The sequence below is a fragment of the Frateuria terrea genome (genome assembly GCF_900115705.1).
Lineage (GTDB): Bacteria > Pseudomonadota > Gammaproteobacteria > Xanthomonadales > Rhodanobacteraceae > Frateuria_A > Frateuria_A terrea.
The window spans coordinates 218,016-242,602 of sequence record NZ_FOXL01000003.1; the positions used below are offsets into that span (position 1 = coordinate 218,016).

A 24,587-nucleotide genomic window follows, 5' to 3' on the forward strand; every position below is an offset into this window, starting at 1 on the left:
CGCAGAGGAAAGCCCATGGACGATGGTGCGGCGCTTCCCCACGTGGTGATCCTCGGCGGCGGCTTCGGCGGACTGGCCGCCGCCCGCGCGCTGGCTGGCGCGCCCGTACGCGTCACCCTGGTCGACCGGCGCAACCACCACCTGTTCCAGCCGCTGCTTTACCAGGTTGCCACCGCCGGTCTGTCCGCGCCCTCCATCGCCGCGCCGCTACGGCAGATCCTGCGCAAGCAGGACAACGTGACCGTGCTGCTGGACGAAGCCCTGGACGTCGATCTCGCGGCGCAGCGCGTGCATTTTGCGCACGAAATGCTTGGCTACGACTTCCTCATCGTCGCCACCGGCGCCACCCACGCCTACTTCGGCCATGACGACTGGGCGCGCTGGGCGCCGGGGCTGAAGACCCTGGACGACGCCTTCGCGGTCCGCCGGCGCGTGCTGCTCGCCTTCGAGCGGGCCGAGCGCGAGGACCATCCGGCACGGCGCCAGGCCTGGCTCAACTTCGTGGTGGTCGGCGGCGGACCGACCGGCGTGGAGCTGGCCGGCACGCTGGCCGAGATCGCTCGGCATACGCTGCCGCGCGAGTTCCGCCGCAGCGATCCACGCCGCGCGCGGGTACTGCTGGTGGAGGCCGGCCCGCGGCTGCTGCCGGCGTTCGACCCGACCCTGTCGGCCAAGGCGCAGCGCCAGCTCGAGCGCCTGGGCGTGGAGGTGCAGATCGGCACCGCGGTGACCGCGATCGACGGCGAGGGCGTCTGCCTGGGTAACGTGCCGCTCGAGGCTTACACCGTGCTGTGGGCCGCCGGCGTGGCCGCTTCGCCGCTGGGGCGAAGGCTGGACGCGCCAACCGACCGGGCCGGGCGTGTGCGGGTGGCTGCCGATCTCAGCCTGCCGGCACACCCGGAGGTGTTCGTGATCGGCGACCTGGCCTGCGTCGAGTGCACCGACGGCACACGGGTGCCGGGTGTGGCGCCGGCAGCCAAGCAGATGGGGCGCCACGTGGCCGCCCGCATTCGTGCGTGCCTCGACGCCGATTCGACGCCCGCTCCGTTCCACTACCGCGACCAGGGTGCGCTCGCCACCATCGGGCGCATGGCCGCGGTGGCACAATTCGGGCGGCTACGGCTGTCCGGCCCGCCGGCGTGGTGGGTCTGGCTGCTGGCCCACGTGTACTTCCTGATCGGCTTCCGCAACCGGCTGGTCGTGCTGCTGGACTGGGCCTGGGCCTACTGGACCTACCAGCGCCACGCCCGCATCGTCACCGGCGCCGATGCGGTTGACGTACCTACCGCGGACAAGCGCCCTTCTGACATCCCCTGAGCTTCGGATTCCCATCGTGCCCTCCCAACTCGAACAACTGCGCCAATACACCACCGTCGTCGCCGATACCGGCGATATCGAAGCGATCGCCCGCTGGCGGCCGGTGGACGCCACCACCAATCCTTCGCTGCTGCTCAAGGTCATCACCCAGAGCAGCTACGCCTCGCTGCTGGAGGAATCGCTGGCCTGGGCGAGGGCAAAAAGCCACTCGCGCGAGCAGCAACTGATCGATGCCAGCGACCAGCTGGCGGTGGCGGTCGGACGCAAGATCCTGGAGCTTGTGCCAGGGCGGGTCTCGACCGAAGTGGATGCGCGCCTGTCCTTCGACACCGACGCCAGCATCGCCAAGGCTGAGCGGCTGATCGGGATGTACGAGGACGCCGGCATCAAGCGCGATCGCGTGCTGATCAAGCTGGCCTCCACCTGGGAGGGAGTGTGCGCGGCGCGCGAGCTGGAACGCCGTGGCATCCAGTGCAACATGACGCTGCTGTTCGCCTTCGAACAGGCGGTGGCCAGCGCCGAGGCGGGCGTGTTCCTGATCTCGCCGTTCGTCGGCCGCATCATGGACTGGTACGTGGCCAACACCGGGGTCAAGCAGTACGCACCTGACGAGGATCCGGGCGTGCAGTCGGTGCGGCGCATCTACCGCTACTACAAGACCCACGGTTACGGCACCGTAGTGATGGGCGCGAGCTTCCGCAACGTGGGCCAGATCCAGGCGCTGGCCGGCTGTGATCGCCTGACCATCAGCCCGGACCTGCTGCAGGAGCTGGACGCTTCGGAGGATGCGCTGCCGCGGCGCCTGTCCGACGACGGCACGCGTACAGAGCGCCCGCCGGCCATCGACGAGGCGCGTTTCCGCTGGGGCATGAACGAGGACGCGATGGCCAGCGACAAGCTGGCCGAAGGTATCCGCAAATTCGCGGCCGACCAGCGGCAGCTGGAGAAGCTGCTGGCAGAGCGGCTCTGAGCCGCCTTCGCCTCGCCTCCTTGTAGAGAGGCGTGGAACGCAAACGCAAAGCGGCCCTGCGAAGGGCCGCCTCGGTTAACACGCCGGAAGCGCGCGTCTCAGAACAATGCGCGCATCTTCTTCATCGCGTTCGCCTCGACCTGGCGGATGCGTTCGGCCGAGACACCGTACTCGTCGGCCAGGTCCTGCAACGTGGCCTTGTCCTCGTTGAGCCAGCGACGCTGGATGATGTCGCGCGAGCGGTCGTCCAGCTTGGCCAAGGCGGTGGAGAGCGTCTCCAGCTGATTGTCGGCCTGGTCGGCGTCGGACACGTTGTCATATGGATCGGCACCGTCGTCGACCAGGAAGGCCTCCGGTGCCGGCTTGGCGTCGTCGTCCGCGTCGGCGGGGGCCTCGAAACCGATATCACGGCCCGACAGGCGCGATTCCATCTCGCGCACGGTCGCCTCCGGCACGCCCAGGTCGTGGGCGACCACACGCACTTCTTCGGCATTCATCCAGCCCAGGCGCTTCTTGCTCTTGCGCAGGTTGAAGAACAACTTGCGCTGGGCCTTGGTGGTGGCGACCTTGACGATGCGCCAGTTGCGCAAGATGAACTCGTGCATCTCGGCACGAATCCAGTGCACTGCGAAACTGACGAGCCGCACGCCCTGGTCCGGGTCGAAGCGCTTGACCGCCTTCATCAGGCCGATGTTGCCTTCCTGGATCAGGTCGCCCAGTTGCAGGCCGTAGCCCGAATAGCCACGCGCCACATGCACGACGAAGCGCAGGTGCGACATCACCAGCTTCTTGGCCGAGCTCAGGTCGTCCTCTTCGTTGAAGCGGCGCGCCAGCGCCTGCTCCTCATCGTGGCTGAGCACCGGGATGCGGTGTACGGCCGAGATGTAGGCATCCAGGCTGCCAACGACGCTGGGGATCGGCAGGTTGGCGGTCACCAAGGCTTGGGACATATGGAACCTCCGGCAATGAATTCGCAGCTTAGCACTCCCCTATTGAGAGTGCTAAAGGGTCGGAAAGTTGCAGCTGCGGGGTTTTATTGAACCGAATCGTACAGCAATTGGGGCGGCATCGCCAGCCCTCGCCGCGCGGTCATGCGGCCCATTGTTCACATGAGCGATCTATCGACCGTGAAGTGCAGCGAGCCGCTGCCGTCGCGTCCGTCCAGGCGCCAGCGCCGCCATCCCAGGGTTCCTCGACGGCATTCCATGGTTGCGTCCGATACCTGACGGAACCGGCCTAGCGCCGCCTGACTATACTCAACGGAATCGCTTCCCCGTTCATCGGCCGTGGGCCCAAGAGGACGCATTTTGATCATCTGCACCAACGTACTGACCCCCGACGAACTGCGCATGCTGCAGGGAGAGCTCGTGACGGCATCGTTCGTCGACGGCAGCAGCACCGCCGGGTGGTCGGCCCGCGAAGTCAAGAAGAACCTGCAGGTCGATGCGGGCAACGACAGGTTGCCTCAGTTGCGGGAGATCGTGCGCAACGCATTCCTCCGCAACGGCCTGCTGCAAACGGCGTTGCTGCCGGCCGCCATGACCCAGGTGCTGTTCAACCGCTACGACGTGGGCATGCAGTACGGCCCGCATGTCGACGCTGCCGTGATGGGAGGCATGGGCGGGGCCGTGCGCAGCGACGTGGCCATCACCCTTTTCCTCTCGGACCCCAACAGCTACGTCGGCGGCGAGCTGGTGGTGCAGAGCCAGGGCATGGGGGCTGAGTTCAAGCTCGAAGCGGGCTCGGCCATCGCCTATCCAGCCAATTCCCTGCACCACGTGGCACCGGTCACCGAGGGCACGCGCCACGCGGCGATCATCTGGGTGCAGAGCCAGGTGCGCGATCCCGCCAGGCGCGAGTTGCTGTGGGATCTGGACAACGCCAAGCGACAGATCTTCGGGCGGGAAGGCAAGAGCGCCACGTTCGACGCCGTCAGCAAGTCGCACGCCAACCTGTTGCGCATGTGGACGGACGTCTAGCTGACGTCCCAAGCTGCGCCGGACCGCGCTAGCCGGCCACCAGCCGCGCGCGAGGTGGCAGCGCCCAGTCGATCGGAGCCTGGCCACGGCTTTGCAGGTAGCGGTTGGCGGCAGAAAAATGGCCGTTGCCGATGAAGCCGCGATGCGCCGACAGCGGCGAGGGATGCACCGAGCTCAGCACCAGGTGCCGCTTCGGGTCGACCAGCCTGCCCTTGCGCTGCGCATAGGCACCCCAGAGCAGGAACACCAGCCCCTCGCGCTCGCGGTTGAGCGCCTCGATGGCGGCATCGGTGAAGCCCTCCCAGCCCTTGTTCTGGTGCGCGCCGGCACGGCCCTGCTCGACCGTCAGCACGCTGTTGAGCAGCAGCACCCCCTGGTCGGCCCAGGGGGTGAGGCAGCCGTGGTCGGGGCGCGGGATGCCGAGATCGCGCTCGATCTCGGCGAAGATGTTCAGCAACGAAGGCGGTATCGGCACGCCCGGGCGCACCGAAAAGCACAATCCGTGCGCCTGGCCGGGTCCGTGGTAGGGGTCCTGGCCCAGGATCACCACGCGCACCTTGTCGAAGGGCGTATGGGCGAAGGCGTTGAAGATCTCCGGACCGGGCGGGTAGAGCACCTTGCCGGCGCGCTTCTCGGCGCGCAGGAAATCGGCCAGCTTGCGCATGTCCGGGCGTTCGAGATAGTCACCCAGGTGTGCTTTCCAGGAGGGCTCCAGGCGGATGCGCTCGGCTTCGGCGGCCTCGCTCACGCGCCTTCGGCCCGCCCGCGCAGGTGCTTGGCCACACGCAGCTGAAACAGCAGCTTGGTCACCAGCAGCTTTTCCTCGACCGGCTTCTCGACCAGGTCGTTGGCGCCGGCCCTGAGCAGCGCGGCCTGGTTGGCGGGGTTCTCGTCACCGGTCATCACCAGCACGGGCAGTTGGCCCTTGCCGTAGCCGAACTGGCTGCGGATGCGCTCGAGCAGGTCGCCGCCGGTGAGTTCGCCTTTCAGGCTGACGTCGGTGAGTACCACGTCGGCGCCGACGTTGCCCTGGGCGCGATCGGTTTCCAGCATCGCCAACGCGTCTTCGACACTGACCACGTGGCGAACGGTCAGGCCGATCTTCTCCAGCATGCGGCGGGTGGCCAGCGCCACCACGCGGCTGTCTTCCACGTACAGCACGGTGCCCTCGGCGGTGGCCTCCGGCCGCACGTAGCCGCGAATGAAATCGGCCAGGGCCTGGAAGCCCAGCGACTTGTCGAAGTAGTCGGTGACGTCTCCTAGTTCGCGCTTGTGCAGGCGCGCATCGACGTCGCCGGAAACCACCACGATCGGCACGTACGCCTGTGCCGCTTCGCGCACGTGGCGGGCCAGTTCCAGCCCGTCCATGTCGGGCAGGCGCAGCGCAATGGTGATGAAGTCGAACGGGCCCTGCTCGATCAGCTCGCGCGCCTCGGCGCCGCTGCCGCAGCCGATCAGCTCGGCTTCCGGCAGCTCGGCCTTGAGCACGCGAGTGATCAGCTGGCGCACCACCTTGGAGCCATCCACCACCAACACCCGCGGAGCGGTGCCGGCGCCGTGGCTGCCAACGTCTGCATTCATGCCCCACCCATCCACATCGAACCCCGTGTACGCCCCGCGCGTCACCCGGGGCTATCTTGCACCATCGCACCGCGCGCGGGTTGCGAAGACGGTCACTAGGCCGCCTTGCGCAGTTGCCAGGCGCTGACCAGCCGCGCGCCGACCCAACCCAGCACGGCCGCCGCCAGCGGGACGGCCAGCAGCAACCACCAAGGCAGTGCGCCGAGCATGAGCCGGCCGCCATAGGCGCGATCGAGCTCGGCAGCGGGGCCGGCCAGCGCCAGTTCGATCGCCATCGCCAGCAGCGAGGCAAGCACACCGCCGAACAGGCCATACCAGATGCCGGCGTACAGGTATGGCCGCCGCACGAAGGCTCGGCTGGCGCCCAGCAGCATCAGCACGCCGATCTCCTCGCTGCGACTGGCGATGTCCGTCCGCACCGTATTGCCCACCACCAGCAGCGCCGCCAGCGCGAGCAGCCCGGCCAGCACCAGCACCGCGCGATGCCCGACATCCAGCAGTGCGTCGAGCCGCTGCCGCCATTGGCTGCTGTCCTGCACCAGGTCGACGGCGCGTTCGCCACGCAGCGACTCCACCAGCTTGTCCACCGCCGCCGCATCCAGGCCCGTCCTGGGTTGCACCACCAGCACCCAGGGCAGCGGGTTGGCGTCGTCCAGCGCGTGCACGGCGCCGGAGAAACCCTGCAGCGTGGCCAGTTCGTCCAGGCCCTGTTGCGGCGTCTTGACCGTCACCGCCGCCACGTCCGCGCGGCCGCGCAGCTCGCCGGCCAGCAGGTTGGCCTGCGCGCCGGCCTGGTCGGTTTTCAGGAACACGCTGACCGCGGGGTTCTGCCCGAGCGCATTACCCATCGACTGCACGTTGGCCAGCAGCAGGTAGAACGCCAGCGGGAGGGCCAGCGCCAGGCCCAGCACCGCGACGGTCATGAGCGTGCCGAGCGGGCGGCCGCCGAGCCGGCGCAGGCTCGCCGCCGCGCTCCAACCGTGATGCTCGCGCCAGCCGGCGAAACGGCGGGCCTGGCTGCGCTCGCTGCGCGGCGCGGCTTTTTCAGTCATGGCAGGAGCGCTCACAGCACCTCCTCCCCCGGGATGTCGGCGACCAGCCGACCGTGGTCCAGCACGACCACGCGCTTGTGCATGCGTTTGATCAGCGGCAGGTCGTGGCTGGCCACCAGCACGGTGGTGCCGATGTCCTGGAATTCAGCGAACAGGCCCATGATTTCGACGGCCAGTTGCGGGTCGAGGTTGCCGGTCGGTTCGTCTGCGATCAGTACCGCCGGGCGCGCCACGATGGCGCGGGCGATACCGACACGCTGCTGCTCGCCGGTGGAAAGCGAGTCGGGCAACTGGCGCTCGTACGCGAGCAGGCCGACCTTCTCCAGCGCCGCACGCACGCGGCGGCTGCGTTCGGCCGGCGCGATGCCGCCAATCGTCAGCGGCAACTCGACATTGGCAAACACGGTGCGGTCCATCAACAGGCGGTGGTCCTGGAACACCATGCCCAGCCGGCGCCGCAGTTTGGGAATGCCACCGCGGCCGACCTTGGCGAGGCTTTGCCCTTCGACCACGATCTGCCCGTGCGAGGGCCGCTCGATCAGCGCGATCAGTTTGAGCAGGGTGCTCTTGCCGGCGCCGGAATGGCCGGTGACGAAGGCCATTTCGCCGGCCGCCACCTCGAAGGACAGTTGCGAGAGCGCCTCATGGCCGCCCTCGTAGCGCTTGCTCACCTGGTCGAAGCGGATCACCGCGTGTGGCTCCTTGTCCCGCATTAGCGGCCAAGGATACGGGATGCGTGGGGTGCTTGTGGAAGCTGCCTGGAGACCTCGGACGAGGCCGCAAGCGGCTCCCTCTCCCTGCGGGGAAAGGGCTGGGGTGAGGGTTGAGGCGAGGGGCCACTCTTGCGACACGGCCTCGTCATAGCGTGGCTTTGACCAGCCCGTGCGAGCCCGACCCTCGGCGCCCCTTCTCCCCGGAGGGGGAGAAGGAATCAAAGCTTGCTCAGCGCCCGGTGAACAGGCGCGTCAGGCGGCGGAAGAAGCCCGGCTTCTTGGAGGGCACATCGGTCACGCCCGACTGCACCGCCACCTGCCGCGACGGCCGCGATGGGCCGGCGCCACGCTCACGCGGCGGCTTGCGCTCGCCATGCGGCGCGCGGCTCTCCACCGTGGCCTGGACAGGCGGGGCGGCGTTCTCGCCACCCTCGCGGCGGCGGCCACGGCCGCCACGACGACGCCGCCGCTTGTGGGCACCTTCGCCGCCCTCTGGCGCCGGTGCAGTGGCCGGCGTACTGGCGCCGGAGGCAACCACGCCCGGCTGCGGCTCGGTCGTCACCGCGGCCTCGCCTTCGTCGCGCGGCGGACGCGGCGCGCGCGGCGGACGACCTTCGCGCGGACCACGCTCGCCACCACGGCCACTGCGGCGCGAACCGTCGCGCGGCCCCTTGCGTTCGTCCCCACGCGGCTCGACCTTGTCGCCGAACTGCTCGCTGTCGGCCGCGGCCTGTTCGGCGAACTGCGGATCGATCGCGTGCGGCTTGGGCATGACCAGCAGGTCCGGCTCGACTGTCGCCACCGGGATCTTCTGCCCGATGTAGGCCTCGATGTCCGGCAGGCTCATCGCGTACAGGTCGCAGGCGAAGCTGACCGCGTCGCCCTCGGCGCCGAGGCGTGCGGTGCGGCCGATGCGGTGTACGTAGTCCTCGGCGTCCTGCGGCAGGTCGTAGTTGAAGACGTGGCTGACCGCCGGGATGTGCAGGCCGCGCGCGGCCACGTCGGTGCACACCAGCATGTCGAGCTGGCCGTCCTGGAAGCGCTGCAGCAGCTTCTGGCGCTTCAGCTGCGGCACGTCGCCGGAGAGTGCGCCGACGCGGTAACCCTGGCGCTTGACCCGCTCGGTGATGCGTTCGGCAGCGGCCTTGGTGTTGACGAAGACGATGCTGCGGCTGGGCTTCTCGCGCTCCAGCAGGTTGAGCAGCAGCGGCATCTTCTCTTCCTTGGCCGGGAAGTAGACGACCTGGCGCACCTTGTCGGCGGTGATGTTGTCGGTCTCCACCACCAGCTTTTCGGCCTCGTGCATGTGCTCATAGGCCAGTTCGAGCACGCGGTGGCTGAGCGTGGCCGAGTACAGCAATACCTGGCGCTGCTCGCGCGCCGGCAGGCGGCGGAAAATGAAGCGCACGTCCTTGATGAAGCCGAGGTCGAACATGCGGTCGGCCTCGTCGATCACCATCACCTCGACGCCGTTGAAGCCGAACACCTGCTGCTTGTAGTAGTCGAGCAGGCGGCCGGGCGTGGCGATGATGATGTCGCAGCCGTCCTTCAGCTGCTGGCGCTGCTTGTCGTAGTCGACGCCGCCATAGATCAGCGCGGTCTTCAGGCCGGTGTGGCGGCCGATGCTGCGCGCGTCCTTGTCGATCTGGATGGCGAGCTCGCGGGTCGGTGCGATGATCAGCGCGCGCGGATCGGAATCCTTGCGCTCGGCGACCGCCGGGCGGGTCAGCAGGCGGTTCATCAGCGCGACCAGGAAGGCGCAGGTCTTGCCGGTGCCGGTCTGCGCCTGGCCGGCGACGTCGCGTCCGGTCAGCGCGAGCGGCAGGGTGAGCGCCTGGATCGGCGTGCAGCGGGTGAAGCCGGCCTCGGCGAGGCCCTGCTGCAGCAGCGGGTGGAGGTCGAAGTTGGTGAAGAAGGTGTCAGTCAGTACGGTTTCGGACATGGGTCACTGGATGGAATGCGGGCGGGCGCATGGCCGGGCCCGGCTCCGCCGCCTGGCAGGCGCGGAACGGTTGAGGGTGCGGGGTGGGCCGACCGCGCGTGCGTCCTGGCCGATCGCCTTGGACCGGTCCTGCGCGCGCATTGCCGCCTGGCTCCGCCGGTGGAGGCTGGGACCGACGGTTCCGCTGGCATAGGCGAGTCGGCTCGTGCGCCAGCCGGCTCGCCTATGACAACGGAACCCTCCGTCACCACCCTTGAATCGCTTGAATAGCGACCCGAGTTACGCTGGAATGGAGGCTTGCCGCAACGGCAATCCCCGCAGTCTTCCGGTTAGAACCGCGCAACATGGGCGCCCCAGTGTAGCCGATGCCGGCCGCGCGGTCCCAAACCCCCTTTCCACGCAACCATGGAGATCCTGGTGAGCGACCTGATTACCCACGTCAACGACGATGCCTTCCAGAAGGACGTGCTCGAGTCCGACACTCCCGTGCTGCTCGACTTCTGGGCTGAATGGTGCGGCCCGTGCAAGGCCATCGCGCCGATGCTCGACGAGCTGGCCAGGCAGTACGAGGGCAAGCTGAAGATCGTCAAGCTGAACATCGACGAGAACCAGAAGACCCCCCGCACCTACGGCGTGCGCGGCATCCCGACCCTGATGGTGTTCAAGCACGGCAAGGTCGAGGCGACGCAGATCGGCGCCGTCAGCAAGGGCCAGCTCAGCCAGATGATCGACAAGGCGATCTGAAGGCCGCCCATTCCCGCCGCGCGCGCTTTACGGCGCCGCGCGGCGGATGCTAGATTCATTGCACGACCGTAAGGGGCGGTCCGCTTCGCCCCTCCCGCGCGTACCGCGCGACGCTCGACCTCCCTCCTGATTCACTACGGCCTGTCCCAACGGCGCCCCACGAGGTTTGCCCGTGTCCGATATCGAAACCCAAGACCCGTCCGACGCCAAGCGCGCCGAACCCAAGAGTGCGGACGCACCGCGCACGCGTGCGCCGCGCAAGTCCGCTGCCGAGAAGGCGGCCGCCGCGGCCGCCGCCCCTGCAGCGGCGCCCGCGCCGGCACCCACCGCCGCGCAAGCGCCCGCCCCGGCCCCGATCTCCGCGCCACCTCCGGCGCCGGCGCAGGCCAGCCTGCCGATGGAGGCGGGTGACAACGCCCAGCGCGCCCCGCAGGAGCCGCGCGAAGGCGGCCAGGGCGGCCAGGGTGGCAACAGCCAGCAGCCGAACGGCAGCAACGAACGCCGCAACGACCGCAATGACCGCGACGGCCGCGGCCGCCGGCGCCGCCACGAGCGCGGCCAGCGCCCCCAGGGTGGTCAAGGGGGCGGGCAAGGGGGCGGGCAAGGCAGCCAGGGCGGCAACCAGGGCCAGCCCAACCGCAACAACCCGCGCGGCCTGCCCGAGGACGACGAGAACGCCGACATCGGCAGCAGCGACCGGCTGATCAACCTCACCGAACTCAAGCGCAAGAACGCCATCCAGCTGCTGGAGTTCGCCGAGTCGCTGGGCATCCAGGAAGGCGTCGCCCGCGCGCGCAAGCAGGACGTGATCTTCTCCATCCTCAAGGCTCACGCGCGTTCCGGCGGCGGCATCTGGGCGGAGGGCGTGCTGGAGATCCTGCAGGACGGCTTCGGCTTCCTGCGCTCGGCCGACGAGTCCTACCTCGCCGGTCCGGACGACATCTACGTCAGCCCCAGCCAGATCCGCCGCTTCAACCTGCGCACCGGCGACTACATCACCGGGCGCGTGCGCCATCCGAAGGAAGGCGAGCGCTACTTCGCGATGCTCAAGGTCGACGACATCAACGGCGATCCGCCGGAGGCGTCGAAGAACAAGATGCTGTTCGAGAACCTGACGCCGCTGTTCCCGCGCAAGTCGTTCCATCTCGAGCGTGGCAATGGTTCGAGCGAGGACATCACCGGCCGCATCCTCGACCTCATCGCTCCGATCGGCAAGGGCCAGCGCGGCCTGATCGTCTCCCAGCCCAAGTCGGGCAAGACGATGATGCTGCAGAACATCGCCCAGGCGATCCAGTACAACCATCCCGAGTCGCACCTGATCATCCTGCTGGTGGACGAGCGTCCGGAGGAAGTCACCGAGATCGCCCGTACCGTGCGCGCCGAGGTGATCAGTTCTACGTTCGACGAACCGGCAGTCCGGCACGTGCAGGTCGCCGAGATGGTGATCGAGCGGGCCAAGCGCCTGGTCGAGCACAAGAAGGACGTGGTGATCCTGCTCGACTCGATCACCCGCCTGGCCCGGGCCTACAACACCGTGGTGCCCAGCTCCGGCAAGGTGCTCACCGGCGGCGTCGACGCCAACGCGCTGCAGCGGCCGAAGCGCTTCTTCGGCGCCGCGCGCAACGTCGAGGAAGGCGGCTCCCTGACCATCATCGCCACCGCGCTGATCGACACCGGCTCGAAGATGGACGAGGTGATCTACGAGGAGTTCAAGGGCACCGGCAACATGGAAGTGCACCTGTCCCGCCGCATTTCCGAGAAGCGCGTGTACCCGGCCATCGACATCAACCGCTCCGGCACCCGCCGCGAGGACCTGCTGATCGACCCGGACCTGCTGGCGAAGATCTGGATCCTGCGCAAGCTGCTGCATCCGATGGACGAGCTGGCGGCGATGGAATTCATGCTCGACAAGATGAAGAACACCAAGACCAACGACGAGTTCTTCAACTCGATGAAGCGCTGAAGGCGGCACGCCTTCGGGAAGACAGGCCGGCACATGCCGGCCTGTTTCGTTTTCGAGAGCGCACCCGTAGGGGCGTTGTCGAATCGCCCGAAGCGACCCCGGCCTTTCACGGGCGCCATCCAGTACCCCGGCGTACACTATTTGGACCCGGCTCCCCTTTTCATGGCCGGGCCCGACCCCATAGTGGCCGCTCCCTCCCTGCAAGGCTTTGCCTGTGTCCATACCCAGTGCCGTAGAGAGCACCCCGATCGAGAGCCGCCAGCAGCTGGCCGACTACCTCGCTGCCGGCGAGAAGCCGCGCGAGGCCTGGCGCATCGGCACCGAGCACGAGAAGTTCGGCTTCCGCACGGACGACCTGCGCCCGCCCACCTACGAGGGCGAGCGTGGTATCCGTGCGCTTCTGGAAGGACTGGCGTCGAGGTACGGCTGGGAGATCGCCCGCGAGGGCGAGACACCGGTGGCACTGACCCGCGGCAAGGCCAACATCACGCTGGAACCGGCCGGCCAGCTGGAGCTTTCCGGCGCGCCGGTGGAAAACATCCACCAGACCTGTTGCGAGGTGAACACGCACCTGGACGAAGTCCGCTCGGTGGCCGACGGCCTGGGCCTGGGCTTCCTCGGCATGGGCTTCCAGCCGAAGTGGCGCCGCGACGAGATGCCGTGGATGCCCAAGGGCCGCTACAAGATCATGCGCGAGTACATGCCCAAGGTCGGCAATCTGGGCCTGGACATGATGACGCGCACCTGCACCGTGCAGGTGAACCTGGATTTTTCCAGCGAAGCGGACATGGTGAAGAAGTTCCGTGCAAGCCTCGCGCTGCAGCCGGTCGCCACCGCGCTGTTCGCCGACTCGCCGTTCACCGATGGCAAGCCCAACGGCTTCCTCTCCTACCGCTCGCAGGTGTGGACCGACACCGACCCGCACCGCACCGGCATGCTCGACTTCGTGTTCCAGGACGGGTTCGGCTACGAGCGTTACGTCGACTACATCCTCGGCGTGCCGATGTACTTCAGCTACCAGGACGGCCGCTACATCGACCTGGCCGGCCAGGACTTCCGGCGGTTCCTCGATGGCAGGCTGGAGGCGGTCCCGGGCACGCGCGCGACCATGAAGGACTGGGCCGACCACCTCACCACCGCCTTCCCCGAGGTGCGCCTGAAGCAGTACCTGGAAATGCGCGGCGCCGATGGCGGACCGTGGAACCGCCTGTGCGCCCTGCCCGCGCTGTGGGTCGGGCTGCTGTACGACGACGAGGCGCTCGATGCGGCCTGGGACCTGGTCAAGGACTTCACGATGGAGGAGCGCCATGCCCTGCGCGACGGCGTGCCGCGCCAAGCGCTCAAGCTACCTTTCCGCCGCGGCAGTGTGGGGGATCTCGCGGCCGAAACGCTGAAGATTGCCGCACACGGGTTGAAGCGGCGCGCGCGGCTCAACCGCAACGGCGCCGACGAGAGCATCTTTCTCCAGCCGATGATCGAGATCGTCGAAGCGAAGCAGACGCCTGCCGAGCGCAAGCTCGAACTTTTCCACGGACCCTGGAACGGCAGCATCGACCCACTGTTCCGCGAGTTCGCCTACTGAATCGGGGCCTGGCCTGGCCGATCCCTACGGGCGGCCCGGCTGGTTGATAATCACGATGCCGGGCAGGCGACCATCGGGCGGCCGTCGGAACGACGGCGCATTCGCGCCGACCCGTGCGCACACTGAGGGGCATCGGTAGCCCGCCGCGCCACCACGCGCGTGAAGGGCAAGTGAGCAAAAACCGGCCGTAGTCCCGACGGCCTGCACACGCCTGCCTGCCGGCTTGTGGAACCGGCCGGACCGGGCTCAATATGGATGGGGATGCCTGGAGCCGCCTGTTCCTGCGCTCGTGGCAAACGTCGTCATCCGCATCGATCATCCAACGTCAGCCGGTAACGGCATCCTGGCTCCAGCCACGGGATGCCCCTTGGTTTCTTCGCGCAAAGGACGCCTGCGCCGATGAGCACACTACCGACGTTCCCCGCGAACCCCGAGCTGCCGGCCGAGAAGGAAGTAGCCCGCCAGGCAGCACCAGCCTTGCTGGTAAACCTCAACACGCTGCGCGCGGTGGCGGCCCTCGCGGTGGTCTACTCGCACATCACCTCGGAGGCCGGGCTGAACCTGCAGCCCAGTATCGGCACGCGCGGCGTGGACATATTTTTTGTCATCAGCGGATTCATCATCGCGTACATCAGCTCGCGCAATGCGGACCACTTCTTCGCCCGCCGCCTGATCCGGATCGTCCCCTTTTACTGGGCAGCCACCCTAGTTGTGTTCTGCGTGGCGCTGGTGGCGCCACGCGTGCTGCGCAGTACCCAGCCGGATGTCGTCCAGTTGCTTTGCTCGCTGCTTTTCATCCCGCGCGAGACCACCTACGCGGGAATGTTCCCGACGCTGGTGCTCGGCTGGTCGCTCAATTACGAGATGTACTTCTACATCCTGTTCGGACTGTCGCTGCTGATTTCTCGGCGGTTGGCGCCCATTCTCTGCTGCGTCGCGATCACCGCGGTGCTGTGGCTGATCGACGCCAGCGGTTCGCAGAACCCGTCCGTGCAGTTCTACGCGCGGCCGATCGTCTTCGAGTTCGTGTTCGGGATCGTCGCCTTCTACCTGGTGCGCGCAGCCGACCGCCACCGCGATGCGTTGCTTGGCGCACCCATGGCGAAGCCGGTCCTGTTGCTCGTGCTGGGCGCCGCGCTCACGGCGATCTTCTACATCGAGGCTGAGCAGGGCTTTGGCCTGGCGCGGCAATTGAGCGCCGGAATACCTGCGTTTTTCATCGTGTTCTGCGCCATCCTGCTGGAACGCATTTATCGGCTCACGATCGACAGCCGAGTGCTGTTTCTGCTGGGCGAAGCGTCGTACATCCTGTACCTGATCCACCCGTATGTCGTCTTCGGCCTGTTGCGCACGGCGTTGCGTGGCGTGCAAGGCGGCCCCGCCGGAACCGTCGCGGTCATCGTCGTCCTCATGGTGGTGTCGAGCGCCATCGCGATCGCGATCCACGTGTATTTCGAACGACCTGTCATGAGGTTCCTGCGCCAGCGCTTCCTTGGCCGGTCCCGCTCCGCCTGAGCCGTTCGATCACCCGGTGACGGCCGGCCGGTTCTGCGGCAGCGGCCTGGAGCGCACCCTCTCGGTTCCAGGGAGGGGAAAAGAAGAGGCCGGCTTGCGCCGGCCCCTCGTTGTTACTTTTCGTTGCCCTTGGGCGCGTCCTTGAGCCCGCGGTCGATCAGCATCGGCTCTACGCTCGGGTCCTTGCCGCGCCAGTCCTTGTACATCTTGGCCAGGTCCTCGGTATTGCCGCGCGACAGCACCATCTGGCGGAAGCGGTCGCCGTTGGCACGAGTCAGGCCGCCGTGTTCCTTGAACCACTCGAAGCCATCGTCGGCCAGCATCTGCGTCCACAGATAGGCGTAATAGCCGGCGGCGTAGCCGTTGCCCCAGATGTGCTGGAAGTAGCTGGAGCGGTAGCGCGGCGGCACGTAGGACAGGTTGATCTTGTCCTTCGTGAGCACGTCCATCTCGAACTTGTCGGCGTCCTGCTTCGGCGCATCGGCGCTGAGGGTGTGCCAGCCCATGTCCAGCAGCGCGGCGGCGACCAGCTCGGTCATGTCGTAGCCGCTGTTGAAGTGGCGCGCCTGCTTGATCTTGCCCACCAGCGCCTGGGGCATCGGCTGGTGCGTCTTGTAGTTGATCGCGTAGTGCGCGAACACCTTCGGGTCGGTCGCCCAGTGCTCGTTGAACTGCGAGGGGAACTCGACGAAGTCGCGCGCGGTGTTGGCGCCGGACAGCGACGGGTATTTGGTGTCGGCGAACATGCCGTGCAGCGCATGGCCGAACTCGTGGAACATGGTGATCACGTCGTCGAACGACAGCAGCGCGGGCTGGCCCGGCGCGGGCTTGGTGAAGTTGGCGACGTTGAAGACCACCGGCTTGGTGCCGAGCAGGGTCGACTCCTCCACCAGGTTGTCCATCCAGGCGCCGCCACCCTTGTTGTCACGCTTGAAGTAGTCGCAATAGAACAGCGCCATCGAAGTGCCGTCCTTGTCGAACACCTCGAAGACGCGCACGTCGGGCTGCCACACCGGGATGTCGTGGCGCTCCTTGAAGGTCAGGCCGTAGAGCTGGTTGGCTGCGTAGAACACGCCGTTCTGCAGCACGTTGTCGAGCTCGAAGTACGGCTTGATCTGGTTTTCGTCCAGGTCATATCTGGCCTTGCGCACCTGCTCGGCATAGTGCTCCCAGTCCCACGCGGCGAGCTTGAAACCGCCGTGCTGCTGGTCGATCACCTTCTGGATGTCGGCCGCCTCGCGCTCGGCGCGACCGGTGGCGGCCGGCACCAGGTTCTGCATGAAGTCGATCGCCCGCTCGGGCGTCTTGGCCATCTGGTCCTCGAGCTTCCACGCGGCGTAGGTCGGGAAGCCCAGCAGCTTCGCCTGCTCGGCGCGGATCTGCGCGATGCGCTCGATGGTGGCGCGGGTGTCGTTGTCGCCGCCGTGCTCGGCGCGGTCCCAGGAGGCCTTGAACAGCGCCTCGCGGGTGGCACGGTCCTCCAGGTCCTTCAGCGCCGGCTGCTGGGTGGTGTTCTGCAGCGGCAGCGTCCACTTGCCGTCCAGCTTGCGGCCCTTGGCCGCCTGCGCGGCGGCGGCGAGGTCGCCCTCGGACAGACCCTTGAGCCTGGCCGCGTCATCGACGGTCAGCGCGCCGGCCTTGGTGGCGGCCAGCAGCTTGTTAGTGAACTGCGTGCTGAGGGTGGATTCTTCCTTGTTGAGTTCCTTCAGCTTGGTCTTGTCGGCCGCGGAGAGCTTGGCGCCGTTGTGCACGAAGTCCCTGTAGGTGACTTCGACCAGCCGCAGCGACTCGGGATCGAGCTTGAGCCGGTCGCGCTGGTTGTAGATCGCCTCCACGCGCTGGAACAGCTTGTCGTTGAGGTAGATCGCGTCCTGGTGCGCGGCGAGTTTGGGCGCTTCCTCTTCCTGCACCTTCTGCAGCGCGTCGGAGGTGTTGGCGCCGGTGACCGTGTCGAAGGCCCTCATCGTGCGCCGAAGCAGCGCGCCGGACTTCTCCATCGGGATGAAGGTGTTGTCGAAGGTCGGCGGCTCGGGGTTGTTGGCGATCTTCTCGATCTCGGCCAGGTGCTGGCGCATGCCCTCCTCGATCGCCGGCTGGTAGTCGCCTTCCTTGATCTTGTCGAACGGCGGCGCCTGGAACGGCAACGTGCTCGCGGTGAAGAAGGGGTTGGCTGCATCGGCCTGAGCGGTGCTGGAGCCGGCCGCGGGCGCGCTGGCGGCGGGGGCCGGCGCGGGCGTGGACTGATTGTCGTTGGACGATTGCGAACAGGCGGCCATGGCGATGGAAGTCGCGATCACGAGCAGGCGGAGACGAGGCATTCGGTTTTCCCCAGGGTGGTGTCCGCGACGCGGAACGGTCGAGTCAAGCGTTCGACTCTAACCACACCGGGGCAGGACTTCCAAGGGCCGGAAGTGCCCGTGGTCGCGCCGCAGGCCTCAGGCCGCGCGCATGTCGCGCAACTGCCAGCCCGAACCGATCAGCCAGTTCAGCCGCGGGCGCACCACGCGCATCGGCAGGTCGGTGACCAGGTCCAGGTCCACGTGCAGGTCGGCGACCTTGGCGCTGGCGGTGGCTTGCGGGTCGGTGGCGGCCAGGCTCGTGTCGACCTCGTCGGGGTCCGGCTGCATGGCACGCCAGCGCTCGAACAGGCCGGTGCCGCGCAGGGCCTCCTGCAGCACTGCAGCCAGGTCGTCCGGGCTGGCGCCCTGCCAGGCCAGCGCCGGATCGGCGCCGTGGGCACTGCGGATGTCGGCGATCGAAAGGTAATAGTGGTTGCGGTTGCTCATGCGCACTCCTGTATGGGTGGAAAGAATCGAAGCATGCGACGCGTGAAGCCGCTGCCACATCGCGAGCGTGCGTGGCAGGCCCCTCGGGTTCGCCAAGCTCAGGGCGAACGGTGTCCGACCAGCGCCGCCACATCCAGCCGCTCCGCGGCCTGCGCCGGTTCCAGGCCGTACGGCAGGACGCCCAGGCAGGGCGCGGGCAGCATGTCACGCAAGGTTTCCAGGTTGTCTGCCATCGCCGCCATCGCCGGATCGTTGCAATTGCCGATCCAGCCAGCCAGGCGGCAACCGTCGGCGAGGATCGCCCGCGTGCTCAGCAATGCATGGTTGAGGCAACCCAGCCGCAGGCCGACCACCAGTACCACCGGCAGATCCCACTGCCGGGGAATCGCCGATGCGAGCAGGCCAGGCGCGAGCGGCACCATCCAGCCGCCCACGCCTTCGACCACCACGCCGTCGTGGGTAGCCTGCAAGCGGTCGAAGGCGGTGCGCAACGGCGCCATCGCCACCGTCACGCCTTCCAGCCGCGCGGCAAGGTGTGGCGAGAGCGGCTCGCGCAGCGCGACCGGATTGATCGCCTCGTAGGGAAGCGGCCGGCTGCCGGCCGCCTGCAAGGCCAGTGCGTCCTCGTTGCGTCGCCCTTCGGGTGTCTCCAGACAGCCGCTGGCGACCGGCTTCATACCGCACGCCTGGAGCCCTTGCGCGCGCAACGCATGGATCAGCGTACAGGCGGCGTGGGTCTTGCCGATGCCGGTGTCGGTGCCGGCGACGAACAGCGCGCTGCCCGCCTTCGATTCGCTGTGCATGGCGGTCCTTGGACGATCTGAAACGGGCATGTTCCCCGCCGGTGCGGACGCGAGCAAGGGCACCTAGGAAATTCTTAGGAAACGCGCAGCGAAGTTTTAGGAAACGCGCACGCCACGGCTGCCTAGACTGGCCGGCACTCCCTCCCCATCAGAACAGGTACTGCCATGCACGCCCGCCACAACATCTACGGCTTCATCCACAAGGCGCTGCGCCACTTCCTGAGTGACACGCTGGTCGCGCTCGGTCGCCTGGACGTGGCCGACGCGCAGGAGACCGACACCGTGCTGGCGCAGGCGCGCCAGCTGCTCGCGCTTTGCCGCATGCACCTGGAGCACGAAAACCGCTTCGTCCATCCTGCACTGGAGGCCTGCGATCCGGGCAGCGCGTCGCGCATTGCCGGCGAGCACGTGCATCACGAGGAGGACATCGCCCTGCTGCTCGGCCAGGTCGACGCGGTGGACGCCGCGCGCGGCGACGCGTCCGCCTGCATGGCCGCCGCCGGGCGACTGTATCGGCACATGGCGGTGTTCGTCGGCGACAACTTCGTCCACATGGACTACGAGGAGCGCGAGCACAACGCGACCTTGTGGGCGCACTACACCGATATGCAGCTGCATGCGATCGAGGGCGCGATCGTGGCGGCGTTGACCCCGGCGACCAGCGCGCTGTCGATGCGCTGGATGCTGCCGGCGCTGAGCCATCCCGAGCGCGTGGGCTTGCTTCAGGGCATGCGCGCCAACGCGCCGGCGGCGGCGTTCGGCAGTGCGCTCACCGCGGCACGCGAGCGGCTGGGGACGCGGGACTGGGACAAGCTATCGGCGAGCCTGGGACTGGAGCAAGCCGTGGCAGCCTGATCCAAGGACGCGATCAAGCGCGCGTGGCGGGGACCTCGACCAGCTGCAGCGGCCGGTTCACGCAGAGGCGGAAGCGGCCGCGGCCGGTCTTCTCCAGCCGCACGCAGGCATCGCGCTCGACCAGGCGGCGCTCGAGCAGGATCAACCGCGCCTCCAGGTTGTCGCTGAGCTCGGGCAGGCGGATGCGCGGATCGACCCGCAGCTCGCGGTTGGCGAAAGCGGTACGCCCGCTTTCGGCGTGATCGCGCAGCAGCGTCCACAGGATCGCGCCGGCCACGCCCTTGATCAGTAGTCCTCGCCGAAGAACACGCTGTCGTTCTCGGCGTAGTGGCGCACCGCGACCGGCGGGCCGCCGGGCGACACCGTACAAGCCTCGGCGATGGCCGGCTCGCCCGCGGCATCGACGGCCTCGCGGAAGGCCGCGATGGCCAGGCCCAGCTGCGCGGCCAGCGCCACCAGCGCATCCTCGTCGTCGTAACCGAAGCGCAGGTCCTGCGGGCTTTCCACGTACAACACGCCGAGCAGGCGCCGCCCGGCCGAAACCGGCACCGCCAGCTGGCTGCGCGACTCGGACAGGCCCGGCGGCGGGATTTCGGTCTCCAGCCGCCCGGCCAGCTCGCCCCGGGCGAGCGCGTCGCGCACTGCGCGGCCGTAGGCGTATTCACCGGTCATGTGGGCGATGCGGATCGGCGTGCCTTCGCGTGCAGCCACACCGATGACGCCCTCGCCCAGCGGGATCTCCGAGCCGATGCCCGAATGCTCGTAGCCGCAGCTGGCCAGGGTGAACAGCTTCTGCCCTTGCTCATCCAGCAGCAGCACCATCGCGTGGTGGATGTCGAACTCGCCGCGCAGCGTGGCGAACATCGCCTCCAGCAGCGCGGCCAGGTCGCCCGCGCCGGCGAGCCGCTGCGAGCCGGCGCGCACCGCCGCCAGCAGGTTGCGCCGCGGCGGCGGCGCGGGCAGTGGGCGGCCCGGCACCTGCTCGACCGCCAGCACACGATAGACGTCCGAACCCTTCAGCCGGAACACGCCGCTCATGCCGGTGTGCGAGGCGATACCGGCGAGCTTGGCGCGCATGCGCTCGAACAGCGGACCTTCGGTCTCGGTACGCAGGTAGCGCAGCGTCAACCGATACATCGCCGCAGTCTGCGGATGGATCAGCAGCAGCTTCGCCTGCGGGTTGGCCAGGATGTTGCGGCGGGTCTTGTTGAAGAACTGGAACGACAGTGCGAGGTGCTCCTCGTCCACATATTCCGTCTGCGACAGATAGGCGACGTTGGGCGTGCCATCCGGCGCGCAGGTGGCCATCACGCCGGGCACCGTTCCGTCGAAGCATTCGCGGATGGCATCCAGGCCCAGCTTCACGCGTTCGCCCCCAGGGGCCGGCCGGCATCTGGCCCGGGCGTCTGCACGAACGCCTGCACCGGAGCGAACTGAAGCGCCACTTCCTCGCCACCGGTAAACAGCAGCGCACGGGTCAGCGCCTCGCTGATGCCGATCCTGCCGAGCTCGCCGACCATCGCGGCGCGATAGGCTTCCACTCGCGCCGGCTCGTCCACGCGCAGGCGCACGATCCTGGCGCCCTCGCCTTTCACCTGCAGCGAGCGATGCGAGCTCGGCTCGGTGAACACCACCGCGACCAGCCCGTTTCCGTGCAGGTCCGCCAGCAATTCACCCGCCTGCGCGGCATCGACGAACAGCCGCAGCTGGCGGCGGTCGCGGGAGACCCGGCAGCCGTGCGCTCGCACCAGCTCCGGCTGGTTGGATGCGTTGCGCGAGGCCACGATGATCGACACCGCGCCCTGCAGGAAGCGCGCGTGTTCCGCGTCGATCACCGCAGGGTTGGCGCGCGCCGGCATCGCGCTGCCTCAGGCCAGCCCGTGGCGGCGGCGGAAGCGCGAGGTCAACGGCCCGATCAGGAACATCAGTACGTACAGGAAGCCCGGCAGCGACCACAGCACCGGCGGTGCAGACAAGGGCATCAGCACGGCGATGAGCGCAGAGGCCAGGCCCAGCAAGGCCGGGACGATCCATACCAGCTGCTCGCGCTGCGCATCCAGTGGCGAAAAGCCTTCGCGCTGCGCACGCCGGGCCGCGTGCCAAAACAGCAGCGTGAGCGTGCCGGCCATGCAGGTGAAGGCGATCCCGTAAACCACCAGCAGGGTGCGGATCTCACTGGCACCGACCAGCCTGAAGCGGCTCGGCAACAGGCCGCCGCTGAACATGTTGGCCAGGCTGGCGAACATCATGTGCAGCGGGTAGACGAAGATCAGCGCAAAGAACACCAGCAGCAGCGACAGCCAGCGTCCGGTGGCGTCCGCGCGCGGGCAACGCCGGCGCCAGCGCACGTGGCCATGCCAGAAGAAGGCGATCATCCAGAAGCAGACGGCGAAGGCCGGAATGCCGCCAAGCACGTGCAGCAGCGCGGCCGCGCTATCGGGTACCACGTCACCGCCGATCACCAGCAAGGTGAGCGTGAAGGCGAACGCGCCGTCCACGAACATGTCCAGCCGCCCCGCTTCGATGCCCTCGCGTTGCTCGGTCAGGCTCATCGCTTGGGTCTCCCACCGGATGTCGGGCGCATAATACGGGCTTTGCCGCCGGAAACACGTCGATGTTCCACCTCTCCGAAACCACCTACGCCAGCAAGCCCGAGCACTACGCCGACCTGGCCAGCCAGGCGCGCGGCCTGCTCGCCGGCGAGCGCGACCTGATCGCCAATGCGGCCAACTTCAGCGCGCTGGTGTTCAACAGCCTGCCCGACCTCAACTGGGCCGGCTTCTACCTGTTCGACGGCACCGAGCTGGTGGTCGGCCCGTTCCAGGGCAAGCCGGCCTGCGTGCGCATCGCGCTGGACCGCGGCGTCTGCGGAGCGGCCGCACGCACGCGCGAGATCCAGCTGGTGCGCGACGTCAACGCGTTCGAGGGCCACATCGCCTGCGATGCTGCCTCGCAATCGGAAATCGTGGTGCCGCTGGTGAAGGCCGACGGCTCGCTGCTGGGCGTGTGGGACGTCGACAGCCCGCGGGTGGGCCGGTTCGACGAGGACGACCGTGAAGGCATGGCCGCGCTGTGCGCGGTGTTCATGGAATCCCTTCGCGGCTGACCGCTTACGCGGCAACGGCTTCAGCCCACCCTGCGTTTGCCGCTCGTCACTCGCGCGGCCTGCGCAGCAATGCCACCACCGCCTCGCGCGCCGGCTCCACGCCGGTGCCGTCGGCCGAGGAGAACACCTGCGCGCTGGCCTGTACGCCCTCGCCGAATTCCCTGCGCACCGCCGCCAGCGCCTGCGTGGCCTGGTTGCGCGAGAGCTTGTCCGCCTTGGTCAGCAGCAGGTGGCAGGGCAGGTTCGTCTCGAAGCAGAAGTCCAGCATCATCCGGTCGAACTCCTTCAGCGGATGGCGGATGTCGGCGATCAGCACCACGCCGCGCAGGCTGCGCCGCTGGTGCAGGTAGGCGTCGATCTCCTGTTTCCAGTGCGCGCGCAGTTCCTCCGGCACCTTGGCGTAGCCATAGCCGGGCAGGTCGATCAACCGCGCATCCAGCGGCGCATTCCCGTCGCCCTGCGCCAGCGGCGGCAACGAAAAGGCGACCATCTGTTGCGTGCGCCCCGGTGTCTTGGAGGTGCGCGCCAGCCCTTTGTGCCCGGTCAGCGCGTTGAGCGCGCTGGACTTGCCCGCGTTGGAGCGTCCGGCGAAGGCGACTTCGGCGCCGCGGTCGGCAGGCAACTGGCTGATGCGGTGGGCGGCCAGCACGAACTGCGCGCCATTGAGCGGATTGGGCATGGGAACGGTTTGACCCGGATGCTGTGGGGCGGGGATAATTCGGCGGTTTCTGCCTGCCGCAGGCCATGTTGGCAGCGGTTCGCGGCGGATCTAAGCGGTCTTTCGGGAGACAAGTGTATGAGTTTTCGGTCCGCCGGTTTCCGGCCTGCTGCCCTTGGGGGCGTGATCGCACTGGTGTTCGCGCTGTCCGCCAGCGCGGCCGTGGCGCAGAACGCCAAGCCCGCGACGCGCGCGCCGGCCACCGCCGCGGGCGCCAAGCAGAGCAGCCCCGCCGGCACGCCGGCAGTCACCAGCACCGCACCGGCCCCGGCCAACAACGGCCAGCGGGCTGCCGCCACGCCGACCGCCGCCGCTTCCGCCGCGCAGCCGGCCGCCCCGGCTGAAGCCACCGCCGTGGCCAAGGCCGGTGATGCCACCGCCGGCCAGGGCAAGGCCGCCGCCTGCGGCGCCTGCCACGGCATGGACGGCAACTCCAGCGACGCGCAGTACCCCAAGCTGGCCGGCCAGAACGAGGCCTACATCGTCCGCCAGCTGACCCACTTCAAGGCAGGCCAGCGGCAGAACCCGATCATGATGGGCATGGCCGCGCCGCTGTCCGAGCAGGACATGCACGACCTGGGCGCCTACTTCTCCAGCAAGCAGTCGCTACCGGGCGTGGCCGATGCCGCACTGGTCCAGCAGGGCGAAACGCTGTTCCGCCAGGGCGACGTCGAGCGCGGCATTCCCGCCTGCATGGCGTGCCACAGCATCGACGGCCGCGGCAACCCGGGCGCCGCCTATCCGCAACTGACCAGCCAGCACGCGCAGTACATCGAGAAGACCCTCAAGTCCTGGCATGACGGCACCACCTGGGGCAACGACGCGCAGGCGAAGATCATGCCGTCGATCGCCAAGAAGCTCGACGACAAGGACATCGCCGCGCTCGCCAGCTACGTCGAAGGCCTGCATGTGAACGACGCGGCCGGTCCGGCCAAGCCGGCCACGCCCTGATCACCCACAC

24 protein-coding genes are annotated in these 24,587 nt (G+C 68.2%); 10 read left to right on the forward strand and 14 right to left on the reverse strand.

The window, feature by feature from the left end; translation table 11 throughout:
* Positions 1–15 precede the first annotated feature (15 nt).
* Together BMZ38_RS04775 and tal are read left to right on the forward strand one after the other, a co-directional pair.
* Positions 16–1,317, forward strand: a complete 1,302-nt coding sequence (locus BMZ38_RS04775) for an NAD(P)/FAD-dependent oxidoreductase (protein WP_091334818.1) — start codon at positions 16–18, stop codon at positions 1,315–1,317.
* Between the two features lie 7 nt (positions 1,318–1,324).
* Positions 1,325–2,287 carry a transaldolase gene (gene tal / locus BMZ38_RS04780; protein ID WP_342707632.1) on the forward strand — a complete coding sequence of 321 codons (963 nt, stop codon included), beginning with the start codon at positions 1,325–1,327 and terminating at the stop codon, positions 2,285–2,287.
* Between the two features lie 98 nt (positions 2,288–2,385).
* Here tal and rpoH read toward each other — a convergent pair whose 3' ends face one another.
* The gene (rpoH, locus tag BMZ38_RS04785) at positions 2,386–3,237 is read right to left on the reverse strand and encodes an RNA polymerase sigma factor RpoH (protein ID WP_091334823.1); all 852 of its coding nucleotides are present in this window, start codon (positions 3,235–3,237) and stop codon (positions 2,386–2,388) included.
* Positions 3,238–3,594: 357 nt separating this feature from the next.
* Here rpoH and BMZ38_RS04790 point away from each other — a divergent pair, with 357 nt between their 5' ends.
* Positions 3,595–4,266, forward strand: a complete 672-nt coding sequence (locus BMZ38_RS04790; RefSeq protein ID WP_091334826.1) for a Fe2+-dependent dioxygenase — start codon at positions 3,595–3,597, stop codon at positions 4,264–4,266.
* Between the two features lie 28 nt (positions 4,267–4,294).
* On the opposite strand, the gene ung is transcribed toward BMZ38_RS04790, so the two are convergent.
* The 5 genes from ung to BMZ38_RS04815 form a co-directional block, all read right to left on the reverse strand.
* Complete coding sequence (ung, locus tag BMZ38_RS04795) at positions 4,295–5,014, reverse strand: uracil-DNA glycosylase (RefSeq protein WP_091334829.1); 720 nt, start codon at positions 5,012–5,014, stop codon at positions 4,295–4,297.
* Positions 5,011–5,847: a response regulator gene (locus BMZ38_RS04800; protein ID WP_091334831.1), complete on the reverse strand. Its 837-nt coding sequence runs from the start codon at positions 5,845–5,847 to the stop codon at positions 5,011–5,013. The genes ung and BMZ38_RS04800 overlap by 4 nt, the downstream gene beginning before the upstream one ends.
* Positions 5,848–5,942: 95 nt before the next feature.
* Positions 5,943–6,899, reverse strand: coding sequence for a permease-like cell division protein FtsX (gene ftsX, locus BMZ38_RS04805; RefSeq protein WP_091334834.1), 957 nt, complete (start codon positions 6,897–6,899; stop codon positions 5,943–5,945).
* 11 nt (positions 6,900–6,910) lie between these two features.
* A complete protein-coding gene (ftsE, locus tag BMZ38_RS04810; RefSeq protein WP_217638718.1) occupies positions 6,911–7,612 on the reverse strand; it encodes a cell division ATP-binding protein FtsE in 702 nt (233 codons plus the stop codon).
* 229 nt (positions 7,613–7,841) lie between these two features.
* On the reverse strand, positions 7,842–9,554 hold the full coding sequence (locus BMZ38_RS04815; protein ID WP_091334838.1) for a DEAD/DEAH box helicase: 1,713 nt from the start codon (positions 9,552–9,554) through the stop codon (positions 7,842–7,844).
* 417 nt (positions 9,555–9,971) lie between these two features.
* On the opposite strand from BMZ38_RS04815, the gene trxA reads away from it, so the two are divergent.
* From trxA to BMZ38_RS04835, 4 genes are all read left to right on the forward strand, one after another.
* Complete coding sequence (gene trxA, locus BMZ38_RS04820) at positions 9,972–10,298, forward strand: thioredoxin TrxA (protein WP_091335632.1); 327 nt, start codon at positions 9,972–9,974, stop codon at positions 10,296–10,298.
* A 172-nt stretch (positions 10,299–10,470) separates the two neighbouring features.
* Positions 10,471–12,261 carry a transcription termination factor Rho gene (gene rho, locus BMZ38_RS04825; protein ID WP_091334841.1) on the forward strand — a complete coding sequence of 597 codons (1,791 nt, stop codon included), beginning with the start codon at positions 10,471–10,473 and terminating at the stop codon, positions 12,259–12,261.
* A 214-nt stretch (positions 12,262–12,475) separates the two neighbouring features.
* On the forward strand, positions 12,476–13,843 hold the full coding sequence (locus BMZ38_RS04830) for a glutamate--cysteine ligase (protein WP_091334844.1): 1,368 nt from the start codon (positions 12,476–12,478) through the stop codon (positions 13,841–13,843).
* A gap of 399 nt (positions 13,844–14,242) precedes the next feature.
* The gene (locus BMZ38_RS04835; RefSeq protein ID WP_175483674.1) at positions 14,243–15,358 is read left to right on the forward strand and encodes an acyltransferase family protein; all 1,116 of its coding nucleotides are present in this window, start codon (positions 14,243–14,245) and stop codon (positions 15,356–15,358) included.
* A gap of 113 nt (positions 15,359–15,471) precedes the next feature.
* Here BMZ38_RS04835 and dcp read toward each other — a convergent pair whose 3' ends face one another.
* The 3 genes from dcp to bioD all read right to left on the reverse strand — a co-directional run bounded on the left by dcp (position 15,472) and on the right by bioD (position 18,947).
* A complete protein-coding gene (dcp, locus tag BMZ38_RS04840; RefSeq protein ID WP_091334849.1) occupies positions 15,472–17,676 on the reverse strand; it encodes a peptidyl-dipeptidase Dcp in 2,205 nt (734 codons plus the stop codon).
* Between the two features lie 117 nt (positions 17,677–17,793).
* A complete protein-coding gene (locus BMZ38_RS04845) occupies positions 17,794–18,144 on the reverse strand; it encodes a hypothetical protein (protein ID WP_091334851.1) in 351 nt (116 codons plus the stop codon).
* 98 nt (positions 18,145–18,242) lie between these two features.
* Positions 18,243–18,947: a dethiobiotin synthase gene (bioD, locus tag BMZ38_RS04850; RefSeq protein ID WP_091334854.1), complete on the reverse strand. Its 705-nt coding sequence runs from the start codon at positions 18,945–18,947 to the stop codon at positions 18,243–18,245.
* Between the two features lie 165 nt (positions 18,948–19,112).
* Between bioD and BMZ38_RS04855 the strand changes: the two genes are divergently transcribed.
* Positions 19,113–19,802 (forward strand): hemerythrin domain-containing protein, encoded by a 690-nt coding sequence (locus BMZ38_RS04855; RefSeq protein WP_091334857.1) that lies wholly within the window; start codon positions 19,113–19,115, stop codon positions 19,800–19,802.
* A gap of 13 nt (positions 19,803–19,815) precedes the next feature.
* Here the strand turns inward: BMZ38_RS04855 and BMZ38_RS17865 are convergent, their stop codons facing one another.
* From BMZ38_RS17865 to BMZ38_RS04870, 4 genes are read right to left on the reverse strand one after another with little or no spacing between them, the layout of a single operon-like run.
* Positions 19,816–20,079 (reverse strand): hypothetical protein, encoded by a 264-nt coding sequence (locus BMZ38_RS17865; protein WP_217638719.1) that lies wholly within the window; start codon positions 20,077–20,079, stop codon positions 19,816–19,818.
* An 8-nt stretch (positions 20,080–20,087) separates the two neighbouring features.
* Positions 20,088–21,167, reverse strand: coding sequence for a GAF domain-containing protein (locus tag BMZ38_RS04860; protein ID WP_217638720.1), 1,080 nt, complete (start codon positions 21,165–21,167; stop codon positions 20,088–20,090).
* A complete protein-coding gene (locus BMZ38_RS04865; RefSeq protein ID WP_091334858.1) occupies positions 21,164–21,661 on the reverse strand; it encodes a hypothetical protein in 498 nt (165 codons plus the stop codon). Before BMZ38_RS04865 ends, BMZ38_RS04860 begins: the two co-directional genes overlap by 4 nt.
* Before the next feature lie 9 nt (positions 21,662–21,670).
* Entirely contained in the window at positions 21,671–22,354 is a 684-nt protein-coding gene (locus BMZ38_RS04870) for a TMEM175 family protein (protein WP_091334860.1), read from the reverse strand.
* Positions 22,355–22,416: 62 nt separating this feature from the next.
* On the opposite strand from BMZ38_RS04870, the gene BMZ38_RS04875 reads away from it, so the two are divergent.
* Positions 22,417–22,908 carry a GAF domain-containing protein gene (locus BMZ38_RS04875; protein ID WP_091334862.1) on the forward strand — a complete coding sequence of 164 codons (492 nt, stop codon included), beginning with the start codon at positions 22,417–22,419 and terminating at the stop codon, positions 22,906–22,908.
* 46 nt (positions 22,909–22,954) lie between these two features.
* On the opposite strand, the gene yihA is transcribed toward BMZ38_RS04875, so the two are convergent.
* Positions 22,955–23,587 carry a ribosome biogenesis GTP-binding protein YihA/YsxC gene (gene yihA / locus BMZ38_RS04880; RefSeq protein WP_091334864.1) on the reverse strand — a complete coding sequence of 211 codons (633 nt, stop codon included), beginning with the start codon at positions 23,585–23,587 and terminating at the stop codon, positions 22,955–22,957.
* Positions 23,588–23,704: 117 nt separating this feature from the next.
* Between yihA and BMZ38_RS04885 the strand changes: the two genes are divergently transcribed.
* Entirely contained in the window at positions 23,705–24,577 is an 873-nt protein-coding gene (locus BMZ38_RS04885; protein ID WP_175483675.1) for a c-type cytochrome, read from the forward strand.
* The last annotated feature ends 10 nt before the right edge of the window (positions 24,578–24,587 follow it).